Annotated in this window: 11 protein-coding genes; 7 read left to right on the forward strand and 4 right to left on the reverse strand. The window is 72.0% G+C overall.

Annotation, left to right across the window (positions count from 1 at the left end; translation table 11 throughout):
• The first annotated feature begins 138 nt into the window (after positions 1-138).
• Together ACWC21_RS10030 and ACWC21_RS10035 are read left to right on the forward strand one after the other, a co-directional pair.
• Positions 139-1,371, forward strand: a complete 1,233-nt coding sequence (locus ACWC21_RS10030; protein WP_450880000.1) for a PP2C family protein-serine/threonine phosphatase — start codon at positions 139-141, stop codon at positions 1,369-1,371.
• 102 nt (positions 1,372-1,473) lie between these two features.
• Entirely contained in the window at positions 1,474-2,265 is a 792-nt protein-coding gene (locus tag ACWC21_RS10035; RefSeq protein ID WP_450880002.1) for a S16 family serine protease, read from the forward strand.
• A gap of 50 nt (positions 2,266-2,315) precedes the next feature.
• On the opposite strand, the gene ACWC21_RS10040 is transcribed toward ACWC21_RS10035, so the two are convergent.
• Complete coding sequence (locus ACWC21_RS10040; RefSeq protein ID WP_389154123.1) at positions 2,316-2,798, reverse strand: Lrp/AsnC family transcriptional regulator; 483 nt, start codon at positions 2,796-2,798, stop codon at positions 2,316-2,318.
• A gap of 123 nt (positions 2,799-2,921) precedes the next feature.
• Between ACWC21_RS10040 and hppD the strand changes: the two genes are divergently transcribed.
• A complete protein-coding gene (gene hppD / locus ACWC21_RS10045) occupies positions 2,922-4,070 on the forward strand; it encodes a 4-hydroxyphenylpyruvate dioxygenase (protein WP_450880005.1) in 1,149 nt (382 codons plus the stop codon).
• A 16-nt stretch (positions 4,071-4,086) separates the two neighbouring features.
• Here hppD and ACWC21_RS10050 read toward each other — a convergent pair whose 3' ends face one another.
• Positions 4,087-5,532 (reverse strand): tetratricopeptide repeat protein, encoded by a 1,446-nt coding sequence (locus ACWC21_RS10050; protein WP_450880007.1) that lies wholly within the window; start codon positions 5,530-5,532, stop codon positions 4,087-4,089.
• Between the two features lie 92 nt (positions 5,533-5,624).
• Here ACWC21_RS10050 and ACWC21_RS10055 point away from each other — a divergent pair, with 92 nt between their 5' ends.
• Positions 5,625-7,031 carry an FAD-binding oxidoreductase gene (locus tag ACWC21_RS10055; protein WP_450880009.1) on the forward strand — a complete coding sequence of 469 codons (1,407 nt, stop codon included), beginning with the start codon at positions 5,625-5,627 and terminating at the stop codon, positions 7,029-7,031.
• A 17-nt stretch (positions 7,032-7,048) separates the two neighbouring features.
• On the opposite strand, the gene ACWC21_RS10060 is transcribed toward ACWC21_RS10055, so the two are convergent.
• Positions 7,049-7,462: an SsgA family sporulation/cell division regulator gene (locus tag ACWC21_RS10060; RefSeq protein WP_450880011.1), complete on the reverse strand. Its 414-nt coding sequence runs from the start codon at positions 7,460-7,462 to the stop codon at positions 7,049-7,051.
• Between the two features lie 257 nt (positions 7,463-7,719).
• Between ACWC21_RS10060 and ACWC21_RS10065 the strand changes: the two genes are divergently transcribed.
• A complete protein-coding gene (locus tag ACWC21_RS10065; protein WP_450880013.1) occupies positions 7,720-9,297 on the forward strand; it encodes an RDD family protein in 1,578 nt (525 codons plus the stop codon).
• 355 nt (positions 9,298-9,652) lie between these two features.
• A complete protein-coding gene (locus ACWC21_RS10070; RefSeq protein WP_450880015.1) occupies positions 9,653-10,294 on the forward strand; it encodes an RDD family protein in 642 nt (213 codons plus the stop codon).
• A gap of 31 nt (positions 10,295-10,325) precedes the next feature.
• Here the strand turns inward: ACWC21_RS10070 and ACWC21_RS10075 are convergent, their stop codons facing one another.
• Complete coding sequence (locus tag ACWC21_RS10075; RefSeq protein WP_450880017.1) at positions 10,326-10,622, reverse strand: hypothetical protein; 297 nt, start codon at positions 10,620-10,622, stop codon at positions 10,326-10,328.
• A gap of 403 nt (positions 10,623-11,025) precedes the next feature.
• Here ACWC21_RS10075 and ACWC21_RS10080 point away from each other — a divergent pair, with 403 nt between their 5' ends.
• On the forward strand, positions 11,026-13,377 hold the full coding sequence (locus ACWC21_RS10080) for an immune inhibitor A domain-containing protein (RefSeq protein WP_450880019.1): 2,352 nt from the start codon (positions 11,026-11,028) through the stop codon (positions 13,375-13,377).
• The last annotated feature ends 55 nt before the right edge of the window (positions 13,378-13,432 follow it).

Here is a 13,432-nt window from a genome sequence, read left to right on the forward strand (position 1 = left end):
GCCCGGCGCTGACGGGATGCCGCTGCGCCGGGCACGACTGCCCGCGACCGGGGCCGGGTGAAGCGCCGGCCGGGGCTGCCGCCGGGGCTTCGCTCCGCCTGATGTATCCGGGCGGGCCTGCCGGGGAATCCGGGATGGATGACCGGGGAGGTGCATGTGGCCGGCGACGAGGGCCTGGGCCTGGACGAGCTGTTGCGGGCGGCGGAGGACGCCGCGCCGGTGGAGTCGGTGGACGTGGTGGCCTGGAACCTGCAGAAGCGGTTCTCGGCGGCAGAGGTGTCGCTGCTGTTCGTCGACATACTCGGCCGGGAAGCCGTTCGGCTGCCCAGGGCCGGCAGGGCGGGTCAGGGGCGCGGCGAGGCGGAGCGGTTCGAGCTGGCGGGCAGCGTCTACGAGCGGGTGCTGCGCTCCCAGCGCCTGCACCAGTCGGACGACGAGGAGGAGGGGACCAGCCGGCTGGTGGCGCCGGTGACGAACCGCGGCGACTCCATCGGCGTACTGGACGTGGTGGTTCCGCAGGCGGATGAGACGGTCCGCGAAGCGGTGGCGCAGGCGGCGCACGCGTTGGCGTACATCGTGGTGACCGACCGCCGCTTCACCGACCTCTACCACTGGGGCCGGCGCACCGCCGCCGTGAGCCTGGCGGCGGAGATCCAGCACCAGCTGCTGCCGTCGGCGTCCTGCTGCGAGGCGGCCCAGTTCACCCTGGCGGGCGGCCTGGCCCCGGCCGAGGACATCGGTGGCGACACCTACGACTACGCACTCGACCAGGACGTCCTGCATCTGTCGATCACGGACGCGATGGGTCACGACACGGCCTCGGCGCTGCTGGCCACGGTGACCGTCAACGCCCTGCGCGGGGTCCGCCGTGCCGGCGGCGGTCTCCTCGACCAGGCGTATGCCGCCCACCGCGCCGTCGCCGAGCACGCTCGCGGCATGGCCACCGGCCAGCTGCTGCGCGTCGAGCTGGAAACCGGCGAGTGCGGGCTGGTCAACGCCGGTCATCCCTGGCCGCTGCGGCTGCGCGGCAGCCACGTGGAGGAGCTGAAGCTCAAGGTCAACCTGCCGTTCGGGGTGCCCGCACCGCGCGGCTACGAGGTACAGCGGCTCCGTCTGGAGCCGGGCGATCGTCTGGTGCTGATCACGGACGGCATGCATGAACGCTGTGCCGGCGCGGTCGACCTGCGGACCGTCATCCGGGACACCCGCGACGAACACCCCCGCGAGGTGGTCCGGGCCCTGACCGCGGAGGTCCATGACGCGTGCGGGGGAGACCTGGCGGACGATGCCACCGCGCTGGTGCTGGACTGGCACGGCAGCCGTTCGGGACAGCGCCACACCAGCGGCGGCTCCAACTCCGGCACCTGGTGACCACGCAGACCGGTCCGGACGCTCGCACGTCCGCCGGCGACGGGATCCGTACGCGGGCTGACCGGACCGTGGCCGGAAGTGGGCGTCCCGTAGATTGAACCCGTGCTCTCTCGCCTCTCACGTCCCCAGGCCGCCGCCGTCTGCGCCCTGCCCGTCGTGGCCCTGATCGTCACGGCGGTCCTCGCCCCGCTGCCGTTCTCGGTGGCGCAGCCCGGGATGACGGCGAACGTGCTGGGCAAGAACAAGGGCACCGCGGTGATCACCGTCTCCGGCGCACCGGCCCGCGGGACGAGCGGCCAGCTGCGGATGACGACGATCGAGGCGACCTCGCCGGACGCCCGTGTCTCGCTGGGCGACGTACTCGGCAACTGGTTCCGCACGGACCGCGCGGTGATGCCGCGTGACGCGGTCTATCCGAGCGGCAACAGTGTCAAGGAGATCGAGAAGCACAACGCCGAGCAGATGCAGCAGTCCCAGGGCGCGGCGACCGAGGCCGCCCTGAAGTACCTGGGGCTGAGCAGCGGCAAGGTCAAGGTCACCCTCAGGCTCGCCGACGTCGGCGGGCCCAGCGCGGGTCTGCTGTTCTCCCTGGGGATCGTCGACAAGCTGCACGGCGACGGCGGCGGCGGTGACCTGACGGGCGGCCGCACCATCGCGGGTACGGGGACGATCAGCGCCGACGGCAAGGTGGGCGCGGTCGGCGGCGTGGCCCTGAAGACGCAGGCCGCGCGACGGGACGGCGCGACCGTCTTCCTGGTGCCGAAGGCCGAGTGCGCCGACGCGAAGGCGGAGCTGCCGAAGGGTCTCCGGCTGGTCCCGGTGACCACCCTGAAGGGCGCCGTGAACTCCCTGCTGGCCCTGGAGAAGGGCAAGGGCCCGGTCCCGAACTGCTAGGCCACCGCCGGCCTCGGGCGCGCAGGTCGGCGATGTGGTGCTGGGCCACCTCACCCCGCCCCCTCCGCCTGCTCCGCCGCCTGCTCCACCAGCGGGATGATCCGCAGCGGCACCGGGTTCTCCATGACGATCGCCGTGGCGGCCCGGACGATGCCGTCGAAACCGACGACCCGGTCGATCACCCGCTGGAGATCGGCGTTGGAGCGGGCCACCAGCCGGCACAGCATGTCCCCGCTGCCGGTGGTGGTGTGCAGCTCCAGCACCTCCGGCACGGTCGCCAGATGGGCGCGCACGTCCGGTCCCTGCCCCTGCCGGATCTCCAGCGTGGCGAACGCCGTGACCGGATAGCCGATGGCCGCCGGGTCCACCTGCGGGCCGAACCCGCGGATGACCCCGTTCGACTGGAGCCGGTCCAGCCGGGCCTGCACCGTGCCCCGCGCGACCCCCAGCCGCCGGGACATCTCGAGGACCCCGATCCGCGGCTCCCGGGCCAGCAGCACGATGATGCGCCCGTCCAGCCGATCGATCGCCATACCCGCCTCCTGAGATGGTCATCCTGTACAGAAATACCGCCGACGGTGCCATGTCGCCGAGCAGATTGCCCAGCGAATACGCGAACTGTTGCGCACCTTGCGGACCGGGGTCACGCTTCCGCTATGACGCAGACCACAGACCACACTCCCGTCACGACCGCCCGGCAGGCCGACCCCTTCCCGGTCAAGGGAATGGACGCGGTCGTCTTCGCCGTGGGCAACGCCAAACAGGCGGCGCACTACTACTCCACCGCCTTCGGCATGCGGCTGGTCGCCTACTCCGGACCGGAGAACGGCAGCCGGGAAACCGCGAGCTACGTCCTGGAGAACGGCTCCGCCCGCTTCGTGTTCACCTCCGTGATCAAGCCCGCCACGACCTGGGGCCACTTCCTCGCACAGCACGTGGCCGAGCACGGCGACGGCGTCATCGACCTGGCGATCGAGGTCCCGGACGCTCGCGCCGCGTACACCTACGCGATCGAGCACGGCGCCCGCTCCGTCGCCGAGCCCTACGAGGTGAAGGACGAGCACGGCACCGTCGTCCTCGCCGCCATCGCCACCTACGGCGAGACCCGCCACACCCTCGTCGAGCGCTCCCGCTACGAGGGGCCCTACCTGCCCGGCTACGTGGCCGCGAAGCCGATGGTCGAACCCCCCGCCCAGCGCACCTTCCAGGCCGTCGACCACTGCGTCGGCAACGTCGAACTCGGCCGGATGAACGAGTGGGTGGAGTTCTACAACAAGGTCATGGGCTTCACGAACATGAAGGAGTTCGTGGGCGACGACATCGCCACCGAGTACAGCGCCCTGATGTCGAAGGTCGTCGCCGACGGCACGCTCAAGGTCAAGTTCCCGATCAACGAGCCCGCGATCGCCAAGAAGAAGTCCCAGATCGACGAGTACCTGGAGTTCTACGGCGGCGCCGGCGTCCAGCACATCGCGCTGAACACGAACGACATCGTGCAGACGGTACGCACCATGCGCGCGGCCGGGGTGGAGTTCCTGGACACCCCCGACACCTACTACGACACCCTCGGCGAGTGGGTCGGCGACACCCGCGTCCCCGTGGAGACCCTGCGCGAGCTGAAGATCCTCGCCGACCGCGACGAGGACGGCTACCTCCTGCAGATCTTCACCAAGCCGGTCCAGGACCGTCCGACCGTCTTCTTCGAGATCATCGAACGGCACGGCTCCATGGGCTTCGGCAAGGGCAACTTCAAGGCCCTGTTCGAGGCGATCGAGCGGGAGCAGGAGCGGCGCGGCAACCTGTGAGGCTCCGGGTTCCGGGTCAGCCCTCCGGCGGCTCCTCGTCGGACGGCTGACCCAACCGGGCCAGCGCCGCCCGGGCGACCGGCACCCGCAACGGCGAGAAGTACGGGTTGATCCGCAACGCCTCCTGCAGATGGCGGCGCGCGGGCCCGGTCTGGTCCAGCTCGCCCTCGATCATGCCCAGGTGGAACGAGTACAGCGCGCTGCGCACCCCGCCCCCCTTGTCCTTGTCCGTGGCGATCCGGGCGTAGTGCAGCGCCTCCTCGTCGTCACCCACCCGGTGCAGCGCCCAGCCCAGCGCGTCCGCCACCTCGATGCCCGGCTGCCGCTCCCACTCGTCCTCCAGCAGCCCGACGGCCTCCTCCCGGTCCCCGTGGTCCGCCTCGAACTGCCCGAGGAGCAGTTCCTCGTCCACCCCGCCGGCCCGGTCCCGCTCCGCCCGGGTCCGCAGCAGGTCGTACTGAGCCTGCGCCTCCTCCTGAAGGCCCAGCGACTCGTACAGCTCGCCCAGCTCCAGGGCGTACTCGGGGCAGGGCTGCCCGGTGAGCGCCGACTGGTAGGCGGTCAGCGCCTCGGAGGTCCGCCCCAGCGCGGCCAGTACGCGGCCCCGGCCGGCCGTCGCGGCCCGCTGCCCGGGGTCCGCGCGCAGCGCCGCGTCGAAGTGCCGCAGCGCGTCCTGGCGGTCGCCGCGCTCCCAGGCCAGCTGCCCGGCACGGGCGAGGTAGTCGGCCTGCTCGGCGGGGCTGCGGGCGGCCGCCGCCGCGTCGGAGAGCTGGGCCGCCGCGTCCTCGCGCCAGCCCCGGTCCCGGTACACCGCGGACGCCCGCGCCATCACCGCCGGGCGGACGGCGGCGCCGGTGTGCAGCGCCATCAGCTTGTCCAGCGTGCTCCGGCCGGCCTTGTAGTCGCCGAGCCCGGTGTAGGAGTCGATCAGCACCGCGTACGTCGTCCACCGCTTCGGCGCCAGCGTGTTCGCCTGCTCGCCCCACTCCCGGGCCGCAGCGAAGTCCCGGCGCGTGTTCGCCAGCGCCGCGAGCCCCTCCAGCGCCTCGACGTTCCTGCCGCCCGCGACCTCGAGGGAGGTCTGCAGCGCGTGCTCGGCCTGCGGGTAGTTCGCGGCGTCGGCGCTCTGCCGCCCCCGCTCCAGGTAGGCGGTGCCCAGCGAGGCCCACGCCCGCGCGTCCCGGGGATGCGTCCGCAGATGGTTCTCCCGGTCCCCGATCAGCCGCGTCAGGTCGGGCAGCGAAGCCGGCATCCCGGCGGTCACCGCGACCGGGGCCCGCGGGCCGGGTGCCGGTGCCGGCGGGCCGTTCCGGGCCGGTTCCCTCGGCAGCAGCAGCAGCGCCCCGCCGACCGCCGCGGTACCCGTCACCGAGGCCACCAGCACCCGCCGCAGCATGCGCAGACGTCGCCGGGGCCGCGCGGCCACCAGGGACGTACCCGGACCGGACTGTCGCTTCTCCATACGTCTTACTGTGCGTCAATATGACGAGCACATCCGGGTGGCCCAAGGGTGCCGTGTGCGGGGTTCACACCGATGGCCCCGGGTGCGACGCTGTGATCATGAGCCGTATCGAAGCGCCGCGTGACGAAGCCCAGGGCAACCTCACCGACCGGCTGCTCGCGGGCCTGCCGGCCGAGGCGGTCCTCACCGACCCCGACGTCACCGCCTCCTACGCCAACGACATGGCGAGCTTCTGCCCGGCCGGCACCCCGGCCGTGGTGGTGCTGCCGCGCACGGCCGAGGAGGTCCAGCACGTCATGCGCACCGCCACCGAGCTGCGCGTGCCGGTCGTCCCGCAGGGCGCCCGCAGCGGCCTGTCCGGCGCGGCCAACGCCTCCGACGGCTGCATCGTCCTCTCCCTGACCCGGATGGACCGCATCCTGGAGATCAACCCGGTCGACCGCGTCGCGGTCGTGGAACCGGGCGTGGTCAACGCAGTGCTCTCCCGCGCGGTCGAGGAGCACGGCCTGTACTACCCGCCGGACCCCTCCAGCTGGGAGATGTGCACCATCGGCGGCAACATCGGCACCGGCTCCGGCGGGCTGTGCTGCGTGAAGTACGGGGTGACGGCCGAGTACGTCCTCGGTCTGGACGTCGTCCTCGCCGACGGCCGGCTGCTGTCCACCGGCCGCCGCACCGCCAAGGGCGTGGCGGGCTACGACCTGACCCGCCTGTTCGTCGGCTCCGAGGGCTCCCTCGGCATCGTCGTACGGGCCGTCCTCGCCCTCAGGCCGAGACCGCCGCGGCAGCTGGTGCTGGCGGCCGAGTTCGCCTCCGCCGCCGACGCCTGCGACGCCGTGTGCCGGATCATGGCGGGCGGCCATGTGCCGTCCCTCCTCGAACTGATGGACCGTACGACCGTCAAGGCGGTCAACGACCTCGCCCGGATGGGCCTGCCGGAGACCACCGAGGCCCTGCTGCTGGCCGCCTTCGACACCCCCGACCCCGCCGCGGACCTCGCCGCCCTCGGCGCTCTGTGCGAGGCCGCGGGCGCCACACAGGTGGTCCCGGCCGAGGACACCGCCGAGTCCGAACTCCTGCTCCAGGCCCGCCGGACCGCCCTCGTCGCGCTGGAGGCCGTCAAGGGCACGACGATGATCGACGACGTGTGCGTGCCCCGGTCGCGGCTCGCCGAGATGATCCAGGGCGTCGAACGGATCGCGGAGAAGTACCGCCTGACGATCGGCGTCTGCGCCCATGCGGGTGACGGCAACACCCACCCGACCGTGTGTTTCGACGCCCAGGACCCCGACGAGACCCGCCGCGCCCGTGAGTCCTTCGACGAGATCATGGCCCTCGGCCTGGAACTCGGCGGCACCATCACCGGCGAGCACGGCGTCGGCGTCCTGAAGAAGGAGTGGCTCGCCCGCGAGGTCGGCCCGGTGGGCCTGGAGATGCAGCGCGCCGTCAAGCAGGTGTTCGACCCGCTGGGAATCCTGAACCCCGGCAAGCTGTTCTGACGCTCCCTTCCCCGGGGTCACCGGGCGAGCAGCTGGTCGAGCGCGCCGTCCACCCCGAGCCGCTCGGCCTCACTCCCCGGGGGCACCGCGCGCAGTGTGCGCTCCAGCCAGGCGGCCAGCTGGGCGGCCGGTGCCTGGAGCAGGGCCTCACCGTCGGGTGAACTCAGCGCCATCAGGACGACGCCGCGCCCGTCCACCTTGGTCGGCCACACCTTGACGTCGCCCTGCCCGCACGGCCGGAACACCCCCTCCACCAGCAGATCGCGGGAGAACGTCCAGTTCACGGGCTGTTCGGAGGTGACGTGGAAGGCGATGTGGACGGCGTAGGGATCGTCCGAGCGGTAGCCGAGCCGGGCCGGGACCGGGAAGCTGTGGTCGGCGGAAAGGATGAGCCGCAGTTCGAGTTCGCGTTCCACCACGATGTGCTGCATGACGTTCCGTTCCTCTCGCGTCGGGGCCGTGGGAGCGGGCCCGTGCACGGTGAGAGGCGGCCGGGGCGGGGGCGTTACGCGGGTTCGGGGACTTTTTCCGGATCCGCGCCCCGGCGGGTTGTGAAGCCCGCGGGAGTCTCTAGCACGGGGTCGCCCGGAAAGGGGTGGGTCCTGCGGGACTGGCGCTCGGGACGGCGTGGGTCTGATAGATGTGGAGCCCCCATACGACCCCCGAGCAGATACGGGACGACCCGGACATGAGCGCCCCAACCCCGGCCCCCGGAGACGACAGGCCCCGCGAGGGCTACTACCCGGACCCGTCCATCCCCGGCTACGTCCGGTACTGGAACGGGGCCGCCTGGGTGCCGGGCACCAGCCGGCCGGCGCCGAAGGACGGCGAATCGCTCGCCGCACCGCCCGGCACCTGGCCGGCCCAGCAGCAGCCGCACGCCCCGGCGGCGGTCGAGGAGACCGGCCCGCACTTCTTCGACGAGGACCCGCCCGCCGCCCCCGCGGCGCAGCCGGCGTCGGCGTGGGGTGCCGACCCGGGCGGGCAGTCCGGTTTCGGCGGCGACCAGGACCGCCGCGTCTCCTGGGGCGCCGATCCGCGGGTGGCCGCGGACTCCCCGGCCCAGCCGGACGGCCGGGCGGCCAGCACCGACGGCACGGCGACGATCCCGCCCGCGGACCAGGCCTCCGACGGCACGGACGACGGCGGCACGTTCGTCTTCCGGCGCCCGGCCGGCACCTCCGGGGGGCCGGCGGACGACGGCACGATGACGTTCCGGCAGGTTCCGCCGCGTACGCCGGGCTCCGGGCAGAGGGACGGGGCGGGCGACGACTCCGCCGGTTTCGGGGTGCAGGGGCCCGTCGGAGCCGCCGGCGCGGGTGCCTCCGGGGGCGCCGCGAAACCCGGGTTCGGCGCCGGGAAGGCGGCCGCCGCCCGGGCGGCAGCGGCGAAAGGCCCGGCGCAGGTCCCGGGCCAGGCACAGGGCCCGGTGCACGGCCAGGCACAGGTCCCCGGCCAGACGCAGGGCCCGGTGCACGGCCAGGCGCAGGCGCACGGTCCCGGCCAGGCGCGGCTCCCCGCGCAGGCCCAGGGCAACGCCCTGGGGTCCGCCCCCCAGGCCTCCGCCCCGTCCCCGGTCGCCGCCTCCGTCCCCCCGCAGGCGACGCCGCTGTCGGGTCCGGCCGCGGCTCCCGTGCCGGCCCCGATGGCCGGCGGTGCGGGCGGCGGGCAGTCGTCCTGGGCGCAGCAGGTGCACCGGCTCGCGGGGGCCGACGAGCAGCCCGTGACGCCGTGGAAGCCGCCGGTGGAGGACCCGTTCCAGGCGGTCGCCCGACGGCAGGCGGCGGCGCGGCCGGCGGGGGTCGGCAAGCGGCTGGTCGCCCGCCTGGTCGACACGCTGGTCCTCGGTGCGGTCACCGCCACGGCGGCCGTACCGCTGGGCGTCAAGGCCGTCGACCACGTCCAGGAGAAGATCGACGCGGCCAAGCTGTCCGGCCGTACCGTCACCGTCTGGCTGCTGGACGGCACGACCGGCGCCTACCTCGGCATCGTCCTGGCCGTGCTGCTGGTCGCCGGTGTCCTGTACGAGGTGCTGCCCACCGCCAAGTGGGGCCGCACGCTGGGCAAGAAGCTGTGCGGCATCGAGGTGCGGGACATCGAGGCGCACGAGCCGCCGTCGTTCGGCCGGGCCCTGCGCCGCTGGCTGGTCTACAGCGTCCCCGGCCTGCTCGGCGTCGGCGTGGTCGGCGTGCTGTGGTGCCTGTTCGACCGGCCGTGGCACCAGTGCTGGCACGACAAGGCCGCCCACACCTTCGTGGCGGCCTGACACCGCGCACCCGGGCCCGGCCTCCGCCTGGACGACACCGCACACCCGGGCCCGGCCCGTCCGCCGGGGCGGCACCGCGTATCCGGGCCCGGCCCGTCCGCCGGGGCGGCACCGCGTATCCGGGCCCGGCCCGTCCGCCGGGGCGGCATCGCGCGCCCGGGCCCGGCCCGTCCGCCGGGGCGGCACCGCGTATCCGGGCCCGGCCCGTCCGCCGGGACGGCATCGCGCGCCCGGGCCCGGCCCGTCCGCCGGGGCGGCACCGCGTATCCGGGCCGGCCCGCCCGCCGGATGACACCCGTACTCCGGACGGCCGTCCGCGGATGCGGAGCCGGGGGGTTCGCGATCGACTCGGGCCATGAGCAGCGAACCGCCCGCCGGCTCCGGACCGCAGCCCCCGGAGGACGACCCGTTCAGGAAGCAGCCCCCGCCCGGCCAGGGGGCGGGCTCGCCGTACGGCGGTGGGCAGCCTCCTTCCGGCGGCGGCCAGCCCCCGCCCCACGGCGGTGAGCCGCACGGAGGCGGCGGCTACCCCAGCGATCCGCTCGTCGGCATGCCCCCGCTCGCCGACAGCGGCAGGCGCACCCTGGCCCGCATCATCGACATGATCATGGTCGGCATCGTGGTCTGGCTGGTCACCCTGCCCCTGGGGGCGTGGCAGGACGAGATGAGCGGCAACAGGTTCGAGGTCGGCAGGTCCTTCGCGCAGTCGTTCATCACCGCGGTGCTCTTCGTCGCCTACGACACCTTCATGATCGCCAGGTCGGGGCAGACCCTCGGCAAGAAGTGGCTGCGCATGCGGGTGGCCAACCTCGAGGACGGCAGCACGCCCTCCACGCAGAACTCCCTGGTGCGCGCCCTGGTGCTGTGGGTGCCGTTCGCCTTCTGCTGCGCCTGCGTCTGGACGGCGATCTGCGGCGGCTGGAGCTTCTTCGACAGGCCCTACAAGCAGGGACTGCACGACAAGGCCGCGAAGACGGTGGAGGTCAGCACCGGCTGACCGGCTGACGGGGCGTAAGGTGCCACGGGTGTCAGGGGGCCGTGGGCTCGCGGACCGGCTCGACCGCGGCGGCCACCGGCTCCCGGCGGGCGGTCACGCGCTCGGCGGGCACCGGTTCCCGGTCCTGGCTTCCGTCCCGCGCGGCGACCGCGCGCGACTTCGGCAGGGGAACCGTCATGGCGACCAGTACCCCCAGCGCGAGGGCGGCGAGGGCGATGACCGCGATCCCGAGGCCCGAACTCGTCTGTGACAGCAGCAGCATGGCGAGCGTCGAGAAGATCACGGTGCAGGAACCGTAGGCGAGCTGTGCGGCGGTCGGACGAGGCATGGTAATCGTGTCCTCGGAAGATGTGGGGGTGAGACGGGACGCCGGCCTGTGTTTCCGCCGACTTCCGGGCGTTCCACCGTTCGACTCTAATCGCCTGCATGCCCGAGTGGAACGACTGGTAAGCGTGACCTAACCCACGGTACCGGTGCACAGGGGGCGCACGGAGTCATGGCGTCCAGTAAGTGGACAGACTCACGCGCCGGGTGAGCGAGGCGCGGGGTGTTCGTAAAGCGAACCCCAGCTCCGCATAGTGCACTTGACCTGCTCAAGTCAAGGTCTGTCTTTTCTCTTAAACCTCTAGTCAAATGTCGTCACTTGACTACACGCGTTGATCAGGCGCGCACGGGCCTCTCCATGACCAGGACCCTTCTTCCGTGCGCGCGGACGCGGGGGAGGATCTCAAGTGACCAGCAGACCCTGGACGTTCAGAGCGGCCGCGATAGGCGTCGCGCTCGCGGCGGCCTCGGCCACGTTCTCCACCTTCGCCGTCGCGGAGGCTGCCACCACGGCCAAGTCGGCCGCCGCGAACCGGCACGACCCGGCACCGGTGAAGCAGCAGAAGCACGACCTCGACGGACCGCTGAGCAAGACCCAGGAGGCCCAGCGCCAGGAGGCCCTCAAAGAGGTCATGTCCGGCAAGGCCAAGGCCAAGGACCGCAACGGCTCGAAGGTCGTCCAGCTCAAGAGCAAGAAGGGCGACAGCAAGTACGTCGAGCTGGGCCGGGAGAAGACCGACAAGATCTTCACCATCCTCGTGGAGTTCGGCGACAAGACCGACCCGAAGTTCGGCGGCACGGCGGGCCCCCTGCACAACCGGATAGCCGCGCCGGACCGGGCCAAGGACAACTCCACCGCCTGGCAGAAGGACTACAACCAGAAGCACTTCCAGAACCTCTACTTCGGCACCGGCAAGAAGACGGAGTCGGTGAAGAAGTACTACGAGAAGCAGTCCTCGGGCCGCTACTCGGTGGACGGCGAGGTCTCCGACTGGGTCAAGGTCCCCTACAACGAGGCCCGTTACGGCAACAACGCCTGCGGCTCCACCAACTGCCCGAGCGTGTGGAACGTCGTCAGCGACGGCGTGAGCGCCTGGGTGGCCCAGCAGAAGGCGGCCGGCAAGTCCGACGCCGCCATCAAGGCGGACCTGGCCAAGTACGACCAGTGGGACCGCTACGACTACGACGGCGACGGCAACTTCAACGAGCCCGACGGCTACATCGACCACTTCCAGATCGTGCACGCCGGTGAGGACGAGTCCGCGGGCGGCGGCGCCCAGGGCACCGACGCGATCTGGGCCCACCGCTGGTACGCCTTCGGCACCGACGCCGGCGCCACCGGCCCGGCGGGCAACAAGCTGGGCGGCGCGCAGATCGGCGACACCGGCATCTGGGTCGGCGACTACACCATCCAGCCGGAGAACGGCGGCCTCGGCGTCTACGCCCACGAGTACGGCCACGACCTCGGCCTGCCGGACGAGTACGACACCAACGGCGGCGACAACTCCACCGGTTTCTGGACGCTGATGTCCTCCGGCTCCTGGCTGGGCACCGGCAAGGAGTCCATCGGTGACCTGCCCGGCGACATGAACGCCTGGGACAAGCTCCAGCTGGGCTGGCTGAACTACGACACCGCCAAGGCCGGCATCAAGTCCTGGCACAAGCTGGGCGTCGCCGAGTACAACACCAAGTACCGGCAGGCGCTGGTGGTCAACCTGCCCGACAAGGCGGTCGAGACCCAGGTCGTCACCCCCGCGCAGGGCTCGACCCAGTGGTGGAGCGGCAGCGGCAACGACCTGAAGAACACGCTGACCCGGTCCGTGGACCTCACCGGCAAGTCCTCGGCGGCGCTGACCCTCGACGGCTACTACGACATCGAGGCCAACTACGACTACCTCTACACCGAGGTGTCGACCGACGGCGGCGCCAACTGGACCGCGCTGGACGGCACGGTGGACGGCCAGGCCATCCCGCGTGACGCCAGCGGCACCCCGGCCCTGACCGGCACGGTCGACGGCTACAAGAAGCTGTCGTACTCCCTCGACGCCTACGCCGGCAAGAAGATCCAGCTCCGCTTCCGCTACCAGACGGACGGCGGCGTGGCCCTCAAGGGCTTCGCGGCGGACGAGATCACGCTGACCGCCGACGGTTCGGCGCTGTTCTCCGACAACGCCGAGAGCGCGGACGCCGCTTGGACCGCGAACGGCTTCTCCCGCATCGGCGCGTCCTTCACCAAGGACTACAAGCAGTACTACATCGCCGAGAACCGCCAGTACGTGTCGTACGACAAGACCCTCAAGGTCGGCCCGTACAACTTCGGCTTCACGCCGGTGCGTCCGGACTGGGTGGAGCACTACCCGTACCAGAACGGTCTGCTGATCTGGAAGTGGGACACCTCCCAGGCGGACAACAACACCAAGGACCACCCCGGCACCGGCCTGATCCTGCCGATCGACTCGCACCCGACCGCGCTGAAGTGGTCCGACGGCACGCTGATGCGCAACCGCATCCAGGCCTACGACTCGCCCTTCAGCCTGGAGCGCACCGACGGCCTCACGCTGCACAACGCGGACGTCCTGACGAAGATCAAGTCGTCGAAGGGCGTGTCGGTCTTCAACGACCACACCAGCACCTACTACGACGTCTCGAACCCGACAGCCGGCGTCAAGATCACTGACACCAACACCAAGGTCAGGATCCTGAAGCAGGGCAAGGACGGCTCGACGATCGAGCTGGAAGTCGGACCCGCGGTGAAGTAGTCCACGTTTCCGCAGGTCACAAGCGTATCGGCGGCAACCCCTTGGCGGGTTGCCG

The organism is Streptomyces sp. NPDC001348 (assembly GCF_053597535.1).